Origin of the sequence: Rivularia sp. PCC 7116, from assembly GCF_000316665.1 — a bacterium.
GTDB lineage: Bacteria > Cyanobacteriota > Cyanobacteriia > Cyanobacteriales > Nostocaceae > Rivularia.
In genome coordinates this window covers 5,136,713-5,155,440 of record NC_019678.1, presented here as the reverse complement: position 1 = coordinate 5,155,440, position 18,728 = coordinate 5,136,713, and the positions used below count along the sequence as shown (strand labels likewise).

General features: G+C 36.3%; 13 protein-coding genes. 5 read left to right on the top strand and 8 right to left on the bottom strand.

Annotation, left to right across the window (positions count from 1 at the left end):
- Positions 1–231: 231 nt before the first annotated feature.
- The gene (locus tag RIV7116_RS19930) at positions 232–1,413 is read right to left on the bottom strand and encodes an L-dopachrome tautomerase-related protein (RefSeq protein ID WP_015120111.1); all 1,182 of its coding nucleotides are present in this window, start codon (positions 1,411–1,413) and stop codon (positions 232–234) included.
- A gap of 83 nt (positions 1,414–1,496) precedes the next feature.
- Complete coding sequence (locus tag RIV7116_RS19925; protein ID WP_015120110.1) at positions 1,497–1,865, bottom strand: DUF1823 family protein; 369 nt, start codon at positions 1,863–1,865, stop codon at positions 1,497–1,499.
- 273 nt (positions 1,866–2,138) lie between these two features.
- On the opposite strand from RIV7116_RS19925, the gene RIV7116_RS19920 reads away from it, so the two are divergent.
- Positions 2,139–2,432: an acylphosphatase gene (locus RIV7116_RS19920; protein ID WP_015120109.1), complete on the top strand. Its 294-nt coding sequence runs from the start codon at positions 2,139–2,141 to the stop codon at positions 2,430–2,432.
- Between the two features lie 166 nt (positions 2,433–2,598).
- On the opposite strand, the gene RIV7116_RS19915 is transcribed toward RIV7116_RS19920, so the two are convergent.
- Entirely contained in the window at positions 2,599–3,867 is a 1,269-nt protein-coding gene (locus tag RIV7116_RS19915; RefSeq protein WP_015120108.1) for a proton extrusion protein PcxA, read from the bottom strand.
- 381 nt (positions 3,868–4,248) lie between these two features.
- On the opposite strand from RIV7116_RS19915, the gene RIV7116_RS19910 reads away from it, so the two are divergent.
- The 4 genes from RIV7116_RS19910 to RIV7116_RS19895 all read left to right on the top strand — a co-directional run bounded on the left by RIV7116_RS19910 (position 4,249) and on the right by RIV7116_RS19895 (position 9,160).
- Positions 4,249–4,800 carry a COP23 domain-containing protein gene (locus RIV7116_RS19910; protein WP_015120107.1) on the top strand — a complete coding sequence of 184 codons (552 nt, stop codon included), beginning with the start codon at positions 4,249–4,251 and terminating at the stop codon, positions 4,798–4,800.
- 254 nt (positions 4,801–5,054) lie between these two features.
- Positions 5,055–5,843: a serine protease gene (locus RIV7116_RS19905; RefSeq protein ID WP_015120106.1), complete on the top strand. Its 789-nt coding sequence runs from the start codon at positions 5,055–5,057 to the stop codon at positions 5,841–5,843.
- 43 nt (positions 5,844–5,886) lie between these two features.
- Positions 5,887–7,845, top strand: coding sequence for a serine protease (locus RIV7116_RS19900; RefSeq protein WP_015120105.1), 1,959 nt, complete (start codon positions 5,887–5,889; stop codon positions 7,843–7,845).
- 109 nt (positions 7,846–7,954) lie between these two features.
- The gene (locus RIV7116_RS19895; RefSeq protein WP_015120104.1) at positions 7,955–9,160 is read left to right on the top strand and encodes a tetratricopeptide repeat-containing serine protease family protein; all 1,206 of its coding nucleotides are present in this window, start codon (positions 7,955–7,957) and stop codon (positions 9,158–9,160) included.
- Between the two features lie 119 nt (positions 9,161–9,279).
- Here the strand turns inward: RIV7116_RS19895 and RIV7116_RS19890 are convergent, their stop codons facing one another.
- The 5 genes from RIV7116_RS19890 to RIV7116_RS19870 form a co-directional block, all read right to left on the bottom strand.
- A complete protein-coding gene (locus RIV7116_RS19890) occupies positions 9,280–10,425 on the bottom strand; it encodes an MORN repeat protein (protein ID WP_015120103.1) in 1,146 nt (381 codons plus the stop codon).
- Positions 10,426–10,568: 143 nt separating this feature from the next.
- The gene (locus RIV7116_RS19885) at positions 10,569–11,471 is read right to left on the bottom strand and encodes a hypothetical protein (RefSeq protein WP_157229305.1); all 903 of its coding nucleotides are present in this window, start codon (positions 11,469–11,471) and stop codon (positions 10,569–10,571) included.
- 551 nt (positions 11,472–12,022) lie between these two features.
- Complete coding sequence (locus RIV7116_RS19880; protein WP_015120101.1) at positions 12,023–13,174, bottom strand: serine/threonine-protein kinase; 1,152 nt, start codon at positions 13,172–13,174, stop codon at positions 12,023–12,025.
- Positions 13,175–13,349: 175 nt separating this feature from the next.
- On the bottom strand, positions 13,350–16,175 hold the full coding sequence (locus RIV7116_RS19875) for an NACHT domain-containing protein (protein ID WP_015120100.1): 2,826 nt from the start codon (positions 16,173–16,175) through the stop codon (positions 13,350–13,352).
- A 286-nt stretch (positions 16,176–16,461) separates the two neighbouring features.
- Positions 16,462–18,702, bottom strand: a complete 2,241-nt coding sequence (locus RIV7116_RS19870; RefSeq protein ID WP_015120099.1) for a hypothetical protein — start codon at positions 18,700–18,702, stop codon at positions 16,462–16,464.
- Positions 18,703–18,728: the final 26 nt, after the last annotated feature.

Below are 18,728 nucleotides of genomic sequence, written 5' to 3'. Positions count from 1 at the left end.
TCCCAGAAAACATTTATCATATTTTCCTCAAACTATTGTATTCTATTTCGGGCATATAGTTAAGTTGGGATTGGGAATTGGGCATTGGGCATGGGGCATGGGGCATTGGTAATTGGTAATTGGGAATAGGGGAAAATTATTAACTATCTACTTGCTACTTGCTACTTACTACTTACTACTTGCTACTTACTACTTACTACTTACTACTTACTACTTGCTACTCTTTTTTCGCTACTTTAACAAAACGGGTTTGGCATCAACTTTGGTACGAAATATGCTGTAGGGTTTCTGGCGTAAATCTTTGCCGTTGTGAAAATTGGGCTGACGGTGAAGCTGGTTGGCGGTGAAGTACAAATATCCGTTTGTAGCTAATGATAATGTATCTGGCCACAATAAGCGGGAATCGTGAACTACGGTTTCGTACATTCCATTTGGTAAACGTCGCAATATCGCGTTGTCTTCATAGTTGGTAACGTAAATCCGGTTTTGGGCATCGGATTCTAATCCGTCGGAAGCACCACCTTTATCGCCGTGATTAATTACAGTTTTGGCAACTTGTTCTTCCGATGCTGGCTGTACTAATGCGTCTACATTGACGCTGTACAAAGTTCTACCTGAAAGCGGACAGTAATACAATCTTCCGCCATCGCTACTAATTGCAATTCCGTCTGCACCAACTTTAAAAGGACTGGGTTCTGCATTTGGTGGACGAGACATTAAAGGTTGTCCTTCCACTATGGGCAAAAATTTGTCAATATCTTCTGCTTTTGTTGATGGATGATTGTTTAATCTTCTCCAGCTTTTCCCCGTAGCCAAATCAACGATAATAATCGCATTTGCTCCAGTTAGTGACGAATCGGTGATAAAAGCCATTCCTTCCTTGCCCCGTCGCAAGTCGAAGCGAACATCATTTAAATATGTGGTTTTCAAGGCTACGTCTTCTGGGAAAACTATTTTCTTGAAAATCTTATTTGTCTTTAAGTCAACTCCGACTAATTTTGCACCACCATTGATTGTCGGAGCAAATTCAATGCTTCCCGTATCTAAAATCCACAAACGGTCTAAAGCATCAATAACTACACTCTGTACTGAAAGTAAAGAATCCTTGGGTTTATCTTTATTTGCAACATTAATTTCAGCATTGGGATAAGGAATACTACGATTATTTTTGACCTCAGCCACCGTAAAATCAACCTTGTCTCCCCAACGGGGAAAATTAACAAAAACTCTTCCCGTTTGCGATACCGTCACACCGGTAGGCATAGCATCGTTGAAAGTTGCAACTGTTTCAATATTGCCGACAGTTTTTTCCTGCGGTAGATTCCTCTGTGCATTGACAGGATTATTTATTAACACCAAACCAACCGTAATGCAGACAGCTATGGAAGATAATAGTAATTTAGAAAAACGCATTTTTAAAGGTTAAAGGTTAAAGGTTAAAGGTTAAAGGTGTAGAATTATCTATTAGCTACTTGTTACTCATTACTTACTACTCGCTAACAATAACCATTAATTTTCATATAGCTGAGTAACCAATTTGCAGCAGTTGCTCTACGTGTTTCCCTAGGACCAAATTCGCCTATTTTGTAACCAGTAAATCCCAAAAATTCCTTGAGCATTTGTTTGTTTTCCTTGGGAATCGAACGGGTTAACTTAACCGTTGGCGGACGATTAGCAATAAAATCTGGTGGCTCTGGATATTCGCTACGCCATTCTTCAGAGGCATTATTTGCATCCCACTTACCCGTAGATTCATCGTAACCATAACCCAAGTAATGCCATACCAACTGGTTAACAGTAGTATCGTCAATTTCTTTGTTAAGAATTGCCCAAATTGTATCTGTAGTGAGGGGAGGTAATTCCATTTTGAATTTTAGATTGTAGATTTTGGATTTTGTATATATTGTTAAGTTTATAGGTGTTGAGTTTAAAAATTTTTATTTTAAATTGATTTTATATTGAATAAAGTACGAAAATCTCACTTTTACCCTCTTCTTTAATACTACGGTGTAAGCGCAGATAAAAAATCATAATTATCTAATATCTTCCTTTGTGGGGTGTATTATAAACGGAAGGTTTTAACGCATCATACACCTTTGACTGATAACTGTTCGCTGTTCACTGATAACTGTAAAATCATGTCAAATCCCACTTTACCAAAACAAACTCGCGCTCATGTATTCATCTCGGGAAAAGTTCAAGGAGTCGGCTATCGTTACTCTACGATGAATGCAGCTAGAAACTTGGGTTTAAACGGATGGGTAAAAAATCTTCCCGACAGTCGCGTTGAAGCTGTTTTTGAAGGTGCTTCGGAAACTGTAGAAAAAATGATTCGCTGGTGCCATCAAGGTTCAGATGCTGCTGTTGTCAAAGATGTGCAAGTAGAATATTCGCAATTAGAAGGTTTGCAGGGGTTTGAGATAGTCAGTTGACAGTGAGCAGTTAACAGTGAGCAGTGAACAGTGAACAGTGAATAGTGAATAGTGAATAGTTAAGAAGTAAGAATTTTCTTCCCCCTCTACTCCCTCTTCCCAATTACCAATTACCAATTACCAATTACCAATTACCAATTACCCATGCCCCATGCCCAATTCCCAATTACTCATTCATTTCTTTAAATGTAGCCAATGCCGAAGGTGAGATACGACTTAAATAACGAAATATCCAGTATTTACAAATAGTATCTAGGATGACGGGGAATGTGGCGATGAATAGAAATATTACATCTCTTGTGGGTGTAATTCCTAAATGTTTTGCGATTCCTTCAAGCAGTACTTCCCATCCGTGGGGTGAGTGGAAACCGACAAACATGTCTGTTAATAAAATAATTAAAAAAGCTTTGGCACTGTCACTAAGTCCGTAGACTGTATCATCAATAAATAATTGTAGTATTGCTACTTCTCTTTTACTAGTAGCAATTATGAATGCAAATACGATTAATGAGATGATATCGGCGAATACGTTGCTGATGGCGCTGTTATTTTTGTGATGAAATTCTTCTGCTATTTTTATTGCTCTTTCTTTTTGTTTTTGCTGTATTTCTGAAGATAATAATGGAGCTTGCAGAATTAGTTTTTCAAATTTAAGTTCTTGCTGATAGAATTTGAATTCTTGCAAAACTTGCTCTTCAATATGACTATTCAGAAAAGCATCGGTAGCTGCATCGGTTCTGACTCGCTCTACTATCGGATAAATTACTAATTGTTTTAAAAATAAATATGTTAAAAAAGGTACTATTATTAAGGTAGCTAAAAATTTCAGAGCTATTCTCGTTCTTTTGCTGGAAGTTCTGAAATCTCTGACAGTTTTTTCTTCTGCCCGTGGAGATAATTCCTTAATTATTTTTTTGAAACTTCTAGTAATTGAACCCGGAAACAAGCCCGTTTTTACAGTCACGGGCTTAACTTTCATTTTATTTATATCTGTATCGTCATAATCTAATTCATAATGTTCTTTCTGTTCTTGAGTATTTGATTGGGTTGTAACTATTCTTCTTTTAGTAGTAAATTCTTTGTCAACTGCATATCTTGCGGTAACTTCATCAATAAACTTGAGTTTATCTAAAAATGTTTTATCGGTTACAGTTAACAACGAACTGCTGCGTTGAAATTCTGCTAACCTAAAATTAATTGTTTTCAGATATTTTTCAAGCTCTGCTTGCCAATAAGATAAAACGTTTGCTGTATATATATTAGATTCTTCAGATATTTTGTTTCCTGAAAAATGTTTATCTTCAATATCCCTAATCTTTAACGCCGCTTCATAAGCTAATAACAGCGCCCTTTGGGGTGTATCCAAAAACCATTTGTTGATAAAACGCCAACTCTGTTGAATTGCCTGAAAGAGTGATTTTTTAGATTTGTACATAAATGATTAATCTCTTTCTCTGGAATTGGATAAATTACAGCAAGTTGGATAACTTTTATTCTCCAATAAGTGACGGTTTTTTTCAGCAGCAATATAGTCTTGACTTAATATTTTTTTACAAATTATGCGTTGTATCTTACCGCATCTATTAATTATTCTCCATTAGCTATTTGTAAATCCTTACTATCTCTATCTGAAAGATTATTTTTTTATACAAAAATATACTTAGTTAATTTTGCTCTTAACAATATCTTTATTAAAAAAGCGATAAGAACAGTGATATATCTAGGCATAATCCGAAATGCTACTCCTTACGCTTGTAGCTGGAAAAAGTTAACAGAAAAGTCGAATTTACGCTTTTATATAGAGTGGCGTTGATTTATGAAACTGGGTTTACTTGTAAGAGTATTAAGTGGAGCTGCTATAAGTTCTTTGACTGTATTCACCGCAGTAACTTTTAGTAACCAGCCTTCCTATGCTGGAGGTGCAACTTTTTATTGCGGTACAAGCACGTATAGGAATAAGTCTGTTCCTACAACTTTTGCTCGCACTCAAGATGGTAAAAAAGTGCCGATAGTTCGGTGGATTAGCAATTACTTTCCACCACCGTGGACACCAAAGAAGCGTTGTGGAGCAGTATCGAACAAGTTTCAAAGGTTTTACGACCACGGTATTCTAAGGTACATTACCGCCGATACTCTCAAAGGACAGCCTGTATTGTGTGCTACTCCGAGTCCGGGAATTGGCTGTACTAGCGACACTGTTTTATTTACTTTGAAACCGGGTAGCAATCCTCAAGCGACTATACGCAGGTTGTTAGATAGACGTGGATTAGCCGGAGGAATGGTACTCAACGAAAGCGCTAATTCTGTAGATGTCGATTTTGAAATGTATTTACAAAGCGGTAGCAATGAAGCGAGGAAGAGGAAATAGAATCATTTTTTATTTTTTCCGTATACCCCTCAGAATTAATGTGGCGGAGTAGTAGTTCTTTTCATTAGTTTTGACGATTTTTATTTTAGTCCTATGAATCTTACATCTTGCACCATTCTCAACACCGCCGGGGGTTGCAACCCCGAGCGGGTATGAGAGAAAACCCATCAGATTTTATGAAAAGTAGTACTAGTTTGAAAAGTTTCGCGAAACTTCTTTTTGCTAACTTTGTGCAAAATCCAATGTAAAAATATATGATGCATTTTTGGCACAGATGGAAATTTATCGGCTGTTTTAGCTGTTTATCGCTGGTGCTGTCTGTGTCGAATTTATGCTGTACTCTTTCGGCTGGAAGCACTAATGCTGTTTGCGAAAATCAATCTCAAGCAAAACAGTCATCAATATTATCAGCAAAACAACTACGCCATCGAGCGGAACAGATTTCTGTAAACGTCATGGCTCCAAGTATTGTAGGAACGGGATTTTTACTCAAAAAACAGGGTTGTGTTTATACGGTGGTAACTAATGCTCATGTATTGCGAGCTGGTAAACCTCCCTATCGGATTAAAACTTCAGATAATCGCATTTGGGAAGCTCAAACACGATATGTTGCTTCTGAGAAAGGTGATGATTTAGCAATATTAGAGTTTCGTACTAGAGGCGAGTCTTATCCTGTTGCTCCTATTGGAGTAAAGCCAATTCCAGGTACGGCAGTTGTTGCTGCTGGGTTTCCTTTTGTTGAAGGCGATACTCGTGTCAAGTTTCGGTTGACTGCCGGTAAGGTTTCTTTAGTTTTAGATAAAGCTTTACAGGGAGGATATCAAATTGGTTATACCAACGATATTCAAAAGGGAATGAGCGGTGGCGCTTTGTTGAATCTTCGAGGTGAAGTTGTCGGTGTCAATGGGATGCACGCTTTTCCATTGTGGGATATTCCTTCTGTATTTGAGTCGGGAGAAGAGGCTGATAAGGCTTTGCATGAAAAGATTGTTCGTTTAAGTTGGGCTGTGCCGATGCAGAAGGTTGAAAGATTGAATAGGTAATGGGTAATTGGTAATTGGTAATTGTGCTTTCGGAGTTGAACAAATGAAATTAATTTACGCACTTTCTCCTGTAATGTTGACTGTATCAACTATATTGGTACAGCCTCAGTTTGCTTTGGCTCAATCTTCTGCTGATGTGGCAAAGATTGCGAAGAAAATTACTGTTTTAATTGATAATCAAGATTCTCCGGGTAGTGGAGTTATTATCCAACGTTCTGGAAATACTTATACTGTTCTTACTGCTGCTCATGTTGTCAGAAAAACGAGCGATTACAATATCGTCACTTCCGATGGGCAGCGTTATAAGTTGAATAAAAGCAATATTAAACCCTTACAAGGTGTTGATTTGGCTGTTGTTCAATTTGACAGCAATCAACAATATGCGACTGCGAAGCTGGGAAATTCTAGTAACTCTACGGAAGGAACTACTGCTTATGTCGCTGGTTTTCCTAAGCCCACTGCGGCGGTTTCTAATTCGCTTTATACTTTTATGGATGGGCGAATTATTGCTAATGCTTCTCAGTCTTTACGTGATGGCTATTCTTTAGTTTATAGTATCGATACTTTACCAGGAATGAGTGGTGGTCCGATATTAAATCAAAAGGGTGAATTAATCGGTGTTCACGGCAGGGGAGATACTACCGAAAATTTCAACATTTCTGATGTTAACCCTAATATAATTATTAAAACCGGTAGAAATTTAGGTATTCCTATTAGTACTTTTACCAAGCAGTTTAAAACGGCTGGTTTAGATACGCCAAAAGTTGCTGCGGCTCCAAATAATGCCGCTACCAATAAACCATTAGCTGACGATTTTTATCTACAAAGTGTTGAAAAGCGAAATAAAGCAGATTTTCAAGGAGCTATCAAAGATTTAAATCAAGCTATTAAAATAAATCCTAAATATGCTTTTGCTTATTACCGTCGTGCTGAAGCCAGACAAAATACTGGAGAGCGCGAAAAAGCGATTAAGGATTTACAGAAAGCTGCCGAGTTGTTTTCCGAGCAAGGTAATAAGAGCGATGCTTTTAGAAGCCAAGGTTCGATGCGGATGTTGAAACAAGATTATCCGGGAGCAATTGCGGCTTTTTCTCAAGCAATTAAACTCAATCCTAAAGATACCGATGCTTATAACGAAAGGGGAATGACTCGGGTACAGTCGGGAGATTTAAAGGGAGCGCTCGCCGATTATAACAAGAGTTTATCCCTTCAACCCAGCGATGCTTATGCCTATATGGGTAGGAGTTTTACTCATTTGAAACTTCAAGACAAAATAAGTGCGATCGCCGATGTAAATCAAGCCATCAGCATTGCTCCTAATTATGCGCTTCCTTATCTAATACTTGGTGTGATTCACTATAATTTCGGGGATACACCAAAAGCTATTACTACTTTTAATAAAGCTTCTCAACTACTAGCTGCTCAAGGAAACCAATCTTATGCACATGGTTCTCAAGCTTTAGCTTTCCAACTATCAAATAATTATCCAGCAGCAATTAATTCATTTACAAAAGCGATAAAAGCTAATCCTCAAGATGCAGAAATGTATGAGTTACGAGGAGATGTTTACAGCAGAAATGGAAATATAAAAAAAGCATTAGCTGACTATGCTCAAGCGATTCGTATTAATCCTAATGACGCTAGTGCTTATACAAGTAGAGCCTCGATACGCTTAGTTCAACAAAAAGATTCTCAGGGAGCATTAACCGATCTAAATAAAGCTTTGAGTTTAGACCCTTCTCAAGATAAAGCTTATTTTTTCCGCACAATTATCCGCATTCAGCAAAAAGATCGACAACGAGCGCTAGCAGATATTAATAATGCAATTAGATACGTTGTTAGTGATGCTGATAAATACATGTATAAAGGAATTAAAAGCGCTTTACAAGGGAATAAACCAGAAGCTAAAAATAATTTACAAAGGTCTGCAAATCTGTATCAATTGCGAGGAGATAAAGCTTCTTACAATGAAGTTATGAAGTTAATTAGCATGATTAACTAATAAGTTTAAATTTAGAAATTAAAGCTGCTCTTCAGTTAACTTTAATTTCTTTTATTTACACTTTTATCAGTATAATCCAGCCTGTAAGGATAGTTTTAGGACTTTAATCATGAGATATAATCATCTACTGTTACCGTTACTAATAGGAACATCAACTACATTAATACAGCCGCAATCAGCTACAGCCCAATCTTCACCTCAAGTTGCAAAAATTGCAAAAGAAATTACTGTTTTAATTAATAGCGACAATAGTAGTGGTTCTGGTGTAATAATCAATAAATTGGGAAATAACTATACAGTATTAACTGCCGCTCATGTGGTGGGGAGACAAGATAAATACGAAATTATTACTAACGATAATCAACGTCATGCTATTAGTAGCGTCAAAAAGTTACCTAATGTTGATTTAGCAGTGGTGAATTTTACTAATAATAATAATAATAATTACACTTCGGCTAAAATTGGCAACTCAGATACTAGCACTGAAGGAACAACAGTTTACGTTGCAGGATTTCCCAAACCCACGGCAGCAATTTCGGAATCTATTTACACTTTTCTCGATGGAAGAATAAGTGCTAATGCTTCTAAACCTTTACGCGAAGGCTACGCACTAGTTTACACCATCGATACTTTACCAGGAATGAGCGGTGGTCCAGTATTGAATCAAAGAGGAGAATTAATCGGAATTCACGGTAGAGGAGATACAACTCAAAATTATCAAATATCGGAAGCTAATCCTAATATTATTATCAAAACTGGTTTTAATTTGGGGGTTCCGATTAATACCTTTAAACAGCTTTATGCTTTTAAAGATACAAAACCTAGCATCAAAAAACCTCCTACTACCGTTGCTAAAAAGCCTAAAGCTGATGACTTTTACCTACGAGGAGGTAGTAAGTTTAAAAATAAAAACTATCAAGCTGCCGTCACAGACTTATCTAAAGCAGTAAACTTAAATCCAAGATATGAAGACGCTCATATGAAATTAGGAGATGCTTTTTATAAATTAAAGAGTTATCAAAAAGCGAAAGCATCTTATGACAAAGTATTGCGGTTAAATCCGAGGAATTCTATTGCTTATATAAAAAGAGGAATGACTCGAAATATTTTAAAAGATTACCGTGGTTCTGTTCGTGATTTTAATGCTTCATTAAGAATTGATAGAAGAAGTAATTACGCTGCGGTTGCTTATCTGGGGAGAGCAGTTACTTACATCAGATTAGGAAATAAACAAAAAGCACAAGCAGATTTACAACAAGCAAAGTATGTACTAAATCTAAATAAGAAGCGTAGAAATAGTAAAACTAAAAGGTAATGATTGAAAAGCTGATTTGTTGAAAAACCGGGTTTTTGATAATTAACATCCGCAACCTCACCCCGCCTACGGGCACCCCTCTCCTTGTTAAGGAGAGGGGAAAAGCTACTGCTATATCCTTAAAGATTAAAAACTTTGAAAATGTCTTTGTAATTAACGTACAAGTTTTGTTCAGCTTGTTTGCGATCCTCTGCGCTGATATTATTTATTTTCTTTGACTCATAAACATCAATTTTGGAAGTCACTTTACCATTACTATTAAAAACGTAAAGGTCTCCACTTGCTAAGTATCTAGCTGCAACAACTTTACCATTTGGAGAAAACCAATAGGCTAAACCAGCGCCTACTTCGGCATTATATTCGCTAGCATTTACAATGCTATTGCCTTGTTTACAAATTTCATAATTGTTGCCGTTTTGGGTTTTCTCAGTTTTTTGACAACCCTTAGTTATCGAATCTAAAGATTTTGATATGGTTTGGAAGGAAGTTTCGTCAATGATTCCGTTTTTAGATGTTGTTGTTTTTGCAGATGATTTGTGATTAAAAGCTGAAACTATTCTTTCATAACCATCGCGATTGTACAAGTATTCCCCATCTTTACGGTCTTGATTGCTGATATTTCTGACTTTCTTAGGGTAATTAAATTTAGATTTGAGCTTACCGTTCTTATCGTAAAGGAAAAGTTCTTGACTATGAGGTCTTTGAACTGCAATTACTCGGTTGTCAATAAACCAAAAATCAAGACCTGCTCCTGCTTCAGAATTATATTCGCTAGCCTTGACAATTTTGCCATCAAGTTTACAAATATAGTAGTCAGTAGCTTGTGGAGTTTTTTTACTTTCTTGACAACCTTTGGTAATAGAATTTAAAGATTTTAATGCAGTATCGTAAGAAGTTTCATCAATAACCGATTTGGTTTTTTCATCACTTTCAATACAATCATCGGGTATTCCATCACCATCGTAATCTATACGCGCACCATTAGATATTCCATCACCATTACAGTCAAATCTTGGTCCTATTTGTTTTCCAGTTTTATTTTTTTTATTGTTTTTTGCGGCTGCGATTTTAATGGAGTTACTTGGTTTATTCGCCTTAGTTGTGGTTGTCTCGCTGGCGGAATCAGAATCTTGATCTTGATCTTGAGATATAGTTGGTTCAGTTGATTCTATTACATTGTCATCATTACTTACAGCAGAAGTTTGATTGCAGCCGAACAATGCAAATGCTACTAAACCCACAGACAATACTTTTACGAATTTCATGTTATTAATTCTTCTATAGTGTGTAAATTTATTTACTCGCTTCAGATAATTTGTGACTTACTCAAATAGCAATTTTTCAGTTGAGAATAAAGCCTTTGCTGTCACGCACAAAGTTGGTATTGTAACTGTTACAATTTCTATAATTAATCTGCGCCAAAAACATTGAAAATTTCTTTATAACCATTAAGTAAGCTTTTAGCGTCTTGAAGTTGTTGATTATTGAATTCTAGTATTGTTCTGGAGTTATTCATTTCAGGACCGAAAAGTTCAATTATTGAACTGAGTTTGCCATTTTCATAATAGATAAAATATTTATTAGTAATAGAACTGCCGTTATCATCAACTTGAAAAACCGCAATTGGTTTCCCATCATAAAACCAATAATGAACCGAGCTAGCAGAATTCTTTTCTGATTTGATAGCTTTTACAATTTTGCCATCTTTTTTCCAAAGATAATAATTATAATTACCTTCTTTTCTTGAAGTCGTTTGAGAACCCTTTTCAAGATAATTCAGAAAACTGGTAACACCATCAAGAGTTTCTTCTGAAAATAATGGATGCATTTTGAGATTAGCGGTAACGCATTCATCTGGCATCCCATCACCATTAAAATCAACGCGAACATCATTTTCTAGTCCATCATCATCGCAAGTCGCCGAGCCGATAATTCGTCCATTACGTTTTTTGATTTTTGCGTTTAATTCTTCTAAGGTTCCGTATTTAGAAGAAGTCTGTTTTTGTGCAACTATTTGAGGAGAAGTATTCTGTATTGGAGTAGTTGTTTCTACTCTTTTAACTCTTTGAGGAGAATTATTCTGTGTTTGAGTAGTTGTTTCTACTCTTGCAACTCTTTGAGGAGAAGTATTTCTTGTTTGAGATACTTTTGGAGGTTGATTATTTGTAGCTACTGGAGGAGTTGAATTTTCTTCCTGGGGTGTAGTTTCTGCTTCTATAGGATTAATTACTTGGTTTGCTGATGGTGGTTTATTACATCCGAATAATGTAAATAATACTAAACTTAAAGACAATAGCTTTGTGAATTTCATACTAATAAAACTTTCCATAAATTCTTACTTTATTAATTCATTTTCAATCTATTGTTTTCAAGATAAAATCTGAACAATGATGAAAGAATGCTGTAAATACTTAAAAAACCTGAAGAAACCTGAAGAAACCTGAAAAAAATTTAATATTTTAAATCGCTCTAGAAAAAATGTAGGGAGCATCCCGATTTTGAACAAACATTTTGCCCGACACCCTGTAAGGGTGCGGCTACATAAACGAAGCCCACGGAGGTGGGCTTGGTACTATTAGCCCCAGGCTTTTAGTCTGCGGGATTTTTGCATAATTGGGATGCTCCCAAAATGTATCTCATACTATTAATACGTTCAATAAGTTACAAAATTATCTACTTATGTTAACTAGACGATTTCTTAAACATAAGCGAAACATTACTGAAACTTGATAAAATGCGGTTTTTACTCAAATCAATCTGATGCTTACAGATTATAAATGCAGCGATAAATTCTTAATATGAAACAAATTTGGTAATATCTCAGTATTCATACCCAATTACCAATCACCAATTATCAATTACCTAATTATTATTCCCATACTTCTTTCTCAATTCTTCCAATTCATCGTCTATTTTGCTATTTTTAGCTGACTGCTGTGTATTTGGAGAAGAATTTGAGTTTTGATTTTTATTTTGAGATTTTTTACCATTCATAAATATAGTTTTCATCTCCTCCAATTCCTTGTCTATTTGACTGGGAGAAGAAGAAACAATCGGGGGTGGAGTTGTATTTGATGGTGTTACAACTGGTTTTACAGTATTTCCAGTTTGGGAAATTAAAGTAGGTAAAGTATTCAAATCTGCCAATACTTCATCAACAGTTTGATAGCGACGTGCGGGGGTAGTCGCCAGCATTTTATCTAAAATATTGCCTAAATTTTGATTAATACTAGCCGAAAGATAATTTCTCCATAACCAAACATCATTATTGATATCGTATATATCAAACGGAGATTTCCCAGTTAACAAATGAATGCAGGTAACTCCCAAACTGTAGATATCGCTAGAAAATAACGCTCTACCTCTCATTTGCTCCGGTGCAACATATTCCGGGCTGCCGATGCTGGTACCAGTTTGCTGCATCGAAGCTTGAGTTACAACTTTAGAAGCACCAAAATCAACTAATACAATTTGCCCTTTAAGTTTGGCAGGGTTTTGACGACGAATAATATTTTCGGGTTTAATATCGCGGTGAATAATTTGTTTTTGATGGCAAAATTGTAAAATTCTCAACAATTCATTCAAAAAATGCTGAATTTGAGTTTCGTTATACACTCCGTTTTGCTGTAATTCCTGCCCTAAATTCAAACCATCAATAAATTCTTGCAGCAAATATTGTCTATCATCTTGAGTGAAATACGCCAAAAGTTCGGGTATTTGTCGATGCTTCCCCAACTCTTCCAGACGCATTGCTTCATGGTTGAATAATTCTATTGCCTTAGCTAAAGTACCAGTACCTTGAGCTTGAGGATAAAATTGTTTGATAACGCAAAAAGGTTGAGACGGTTTATCTTCATCCCGAGCTAAAAAAGTCCTGCTAAAACCACCTTGCCCAATCGGTTTCATCGCACGATAACGTTGCTTGAGCAGTAACTTAGAGCCACAACTCAAACAAAACTTTTCACTATTCGTATTCTGCGGATTTGGACAACTAGGATTAAGACAGTAACTCATTGCACGCGGGCATTTTATGCTCTTATATATCTTTATTGTGCCCTGTTTCAGATATATTGTGTTTTCTTAAGAGTTGTCAAGAATAGAAAGATTTTGGATTGATATAAAATTTGATTTGATATTTATCACCAATTTACCAATCCCCCATGCCCCATGCCCCATGCCCAATTACCAATTACCCATTACCAATTTTAGGTAAATTCTCAAGCTTTTTCGCAATAGTTTCCGGTATATTCGCTTGTTTTCCTTTGGCGAAATAACAATCTCGCAATGCTAAGAGAAAACCTTGAATAGATTCTGGTGCATCTTCGGTATCTGCGGCTTGTTGTAATTTTTGTAACAAATTATGCCACAATTCTTGGTTATTACCGTTTATTTTTAGTAAGTGTAAACAGGCGAGATATTCCGCTAAGGGGTCGAGTACAAAACCGATTTGGTCTTGTGCTGCACCGATGAATTGGATGATATCTAAATCTTTGAGATATTTGAGACGGTTTTCTGCGTCGTCACCACCTAAAGCTTTTAAAGTGTCTTCTATGGTGATAGGTATTGGTCTAAATGGTTTAACAGTCTGCCTACAACATTCCCAAGCCAGGATCTTTGCATCTTTATGAACTTTTCTATCATCAACTTTTTTATCTCTAGTAACATCCTGATTAATTTGGTTGAGGTATTGCAGCATTAAATCGGGAATGTTATTAGGTAAATCTCTTCTGTTTTCAATTTTGTTTTCAATCAAATCAGCAAACAACTTAACTAGTAGAACATTGATGTCACGAGTACCAACCATCTTGGAAATTTGCTTACAAGCATCAAAAAACTCAATATCGCTTAAATTATCTACTTTACCACGATGTAAGAGATAAGAATGCATAAAAGAAGAAAGACTATTGACCTGAATGGGTTTGGGATTAAGTTTAGTTTTGGTAATATTCCCGAGTTTTTCTTCTTCATCTAAGCGGGAAGTGAGAATCAAAGCATTTATGCAAAAACTGCCAATACCAGGGTTGATTAAGTCGCGTGTATTTTGGCTCATTCCTGAGAAATTATCCACAATTACCAAGATGCGTTGTTTTTCGAGGAGTTTTTCTAGTAATTCCTGGGAAATTGTTCTGTTGCCATAATCAATTAAATTTTTAAGTGTTCCCTCTACTGCTTCGAGTAAAGAGCTTTGTAAGTCTCTTTCAATCAAAACTGGTAGCATTAAATGCTTAGAAGGAGATTTTTCACAGTCTCCCGACATAACCCACCTAGCAACCTGACAAGCCAAACTAGTTTTTCCAGTACCACCTTCACCAAATATGAGTAAACAAGCTCGATTGCTTTCAAATGTCTCCTTTAAAATTTCAGTGATAGTTACAGGCTTTCCATGGGAAGTTGCTTCAACTGGGATATGAGTAGAACGCTGTTCTACAGTTTTCCATAATTCAAAGCGTTCTTTAGCCTCAGAAATATATTTTTTTACCCACGCATCAAGTGCTCTTGGATGGAACCTGAACAAATCAAATAGGAACATGAATATCAAAATAGACCCTGGTTTTATTGCTCGTCCATTTAATATTGCTGGATAACTTAATTTGTAGGATAATAGCCATTCACTTATGTTTATTAGCCATATTGGTTTAAATCTCAGGATAATAGAACATAGTGAAGGGTACAATATTAACAATATGAATATTATTAGCAAAAGATTATTAGTTTGATTATTCCATTTTTTAATTTTTTCCCAAATAATACTCGGCTGACGGTATGTTATCTTATTCAAAGAGTGTTTTAATTGCAATTCTTCGTATTGATAAGACTTCTGATCGTTTGTAATTTTGTCTGGTGCATTTTTCAAGTGTGTAATAGAATTGTTAAAATCATCGGGAATGAATAATTGTTTTCTCGTGTATATTTCAATATTATTAGCAATTTTTACTAGAGCAGAACCAACCTTTCTTTTGACATTTTCCTCTACTTTTTTTCCAGCCCAAAGTTCAGTTAATTTTTCTACTGATGATTCCTGTTTAGCTACTTCTATACCCAATGCTCCTAAAGCATTTGCAGAATTACCCTGTACGTGAGCATCTTGTTCATACAAACCTTTACTCAGCTTTGTTATTATTTCATTGGTTACTCTACTGATATTTTTATCTTTTAATTTCTTACTGTCTGGTTCATATAGTTTTTGGTATATTAGCTTTAAAGAGTTAGCAGAAGAGCGAAATATACTGGTATTTTTTTTGGGGTCAACTAATTTATGATTTAATCCTTGTATAACTTCATCTTGACATAGTTGTGCTTCTTCTTTATTCTGATTTATATTTTTTATTTTGTATTGGCATATTTTCCCTAAAGCATCAGCAGTATTCTGAACTACATTATTATATTTTGGGTTTGAGAATTTCAAAAGTTCAGTTAAGTGAATTATTATTTTACTGGTATCTGTATTGCTATTTTCATCGGTTACATTCTTTTGATAAAGTTCTTGGTATATTTTTCCTATAGTATAAGTAGCATTACGAAGTAGAGTTACGTCTGTTTTATTCTTATTTAAATCTTGACTTAACTGCTTCATAATTTCGTCAGATTTCGATTCCATTTTCCAATTTATCTGACTCAATAATATAATCGCTCTGCGACGGATTGTTGCATCTTTTGTATCCTTTAAAGTAGTTATTAAGTGTTCTGGTACTTCCTCGTTAGTATTTTCAAAAACCTGCTTAACACCACTTCGTACTAATAATTTTTTATTTGTCAAAGCTGCTTCCAACAACAAAGGATCTGCATTCTCACTCTTACGAATTTGCTTCAATAGCTCAATAACATCATCCCTTAAAATTTCATCATCTTGACTCAAACACTTAAGCAGGGTATTAACATCTTTTTTCTGACAGGAGTTTGTTCCCCAACTAATATCACCAATCATTAAAGACGACGAAACACACAGCAAAACAATTGCTAAACGAGCAACAATATTCAAAGAAAATGTTGGGAAAAAGCTAGTATTTTTACTCATTAGTAGACTTTAACTCAAGCATTATTAATTTAGTCAATAAAAACACGTAATTTAAAGATTTTCTCGATACCTTTATGTAATTAAAAATGCCAAACAATATCTAATAGGTAAATTTATTGTTTATGGAGATGGTGCGTGACGGCAATTTCCAATTAGTTCGTTATGCTCGATAAATTGTTTCAGCCGTCACACACCCTACAAATATTTTTTCCCTCTCCTTAATAAGGAGAGGGATGTCCGGAGGACAGGGTGAGGTTTGCTATTCCACCCAACCAAAAACCTCCAATCAAGACGCAGGCACAACAGCAATTCCAGTCTCCTGAAAACTATCAAAAAACTCGCTATATTGCTCTTTAACTTCATCTAATTGAGCAAAAATTCCGTGAGAATCGGCAATTCCATCACCTTCATACTGAACGACTACCCCTGTATATGGTGTTCCATTTTCTGAGACTAAATTATTAGCAACTGGATAAGGAACAATACCATCTAATCCTTGAAGCGCAAGAGATTCTTGCATTTCTGACCACAGTATTTCCCCTGCTTGTTCGACTCCCGCAGCAAGAGCTTGAGCGTTAAATACGTTTTCGGAAACTATAGTATCTCCTTTACCTACGGGCTGATATATCGAGCGTACTGGATTACCTGGTAACGGTCTTTGAGCAATGTGTGGCATATATACAATTGGCTCTACTGCTCCCCATGCAGTTTCAACCAAGTTAAGAGCGGGATAAATGGGATTCAGTTCCTGTAGTGTTCCTACAAGCAAACGACCAAGAGATGCAATTTCTTCGTTTTCAACTGCTTGTAAGGCAAAATATGCTGGCGAACCACTTGATACTACAGTGCCAATTTTTGGCTCAATAGCACCAATAACATTAGCTACCTGCGCTCCATAAGACTGTCCAAACGCCATTACAGGTGAACTTTGAAATCCGAAATCAGTTTTGCCATCAGGAAGCAGAACATCTGCTTGAGAACCTATTACCTCTGAAGGAATTTTTAAATCTTCCATTGCTTCCAGTAGTAATCTTTGCTCGATTACAGTTTGTCGGAAGGTGTCTCGGAAAGCTGCTAAATTCTGCACGTTGTAATAGGTAGTATTCGAGCCATCGGGAAAGCGTTGCTCGTTAAGCGGTAAAGCACTACTTACAGCAGCAAATCCCTTTTCGGCGACTACGAATGCAGGTCCTTCTCCGGGAGTTGGTTCTCCCCCTGGTTCGGTTATCGCTCCTCTATCTACTAATTGAGTAGTCAAACCGCTGGAACCGTGGAAGTAAGCCATTAAAGGATAACCACCATCTGGCATCGGTGTTTTGGGTATGGTAATTGTTACCGGAACTTCTTCGGTACGCTGTTCTATCAGAAAGCCGTTTTGGTCAAACTCAAAAAGTCCTTCGGTATCAAATGGGGGAGTTCCCTCCTGAAACTGCGGCATTGTCACCGTTCCCTGTAGTTCGTAGAAACGAGGATTGCTCGCACCATCTTCTGGAGCTAGCTGCAAATTTTCAATTGTGACATCGTACCGTTCTACTATTTCATCGGATAATTTAGCAAATTCCGCTACAACATCTCCTGTGGTAAATACTGTAGCTGCTGCCACGTCGTCGGGATTAACTTCAATGTCGTCTAATGTTTCCCAAAGTGGTTGATAAAGTTCCCTGGCTTCATCTCCTAGTTCACCTTGAGGAGTTTCACCATCAATTAATTGCTGCAAAGTTGGGGAAGCATTCAAAGGTCTACCGATCGCATTATCAAGAGAGCTTTTAACTACATAAGCATAAGTGCGATTGGGATTAAGTATTATACCCGGTGCGGGGGCAACACCGAGTAAGAAAGGTGGAACATAATTAACATCTGGTCTAAAAGTTGATGCAACAGTTGGTAATAACTCACCTCGATTCGGAGAGTCCGGGTCAATATCTATTAATAAAATTGGTGAATCGGTATCTGCTGCAATAACGTCATCAAAATCTTGGGTTGCAACAGGAAAGTTAAATCGAAAATAGCCCGCAGTGTTTGTAGGGAAACCGGGGCTATCGTCTGCAATACTCTTTATACTTTCGGCGAATATATTATTATCTGGAATTGGAAATCCTGATAAGTCTGGGTTTCCATCTGGAGTTAATCGTAAATCGTTTGGATAAGGAAGATTATAAAAATTATCTTCGTTTGTAAGGTCAGCTTCAAGGTCAAAAGTAGATACGGTATTCAATCCTGTAATTAAGTCAGATATTGAAGTTTGCGGTGTAGGATTATTACCAATAATATCTTCTAGGTTATTAACAAATGGGTTTGCTAGCGTTTCTAAAATATCACCTCCGAACTCTAGGATATTACCCCCTAAATCTACTAAATCAATACTCGAAACAAACTCATCAAAAAGCTGCGGGGCATTAGTTAAAGGAATTACAGTAGCAATATTAGGCAATAAATCTTCTATTGTATCAGTTAAATTAAATCCTTTCGTAACAGAATTAAACGATTCCGACAGGTTATCACTCAACCTGGAAAAAATGTTATCCATAATACCATTACATTAATTTATATCAA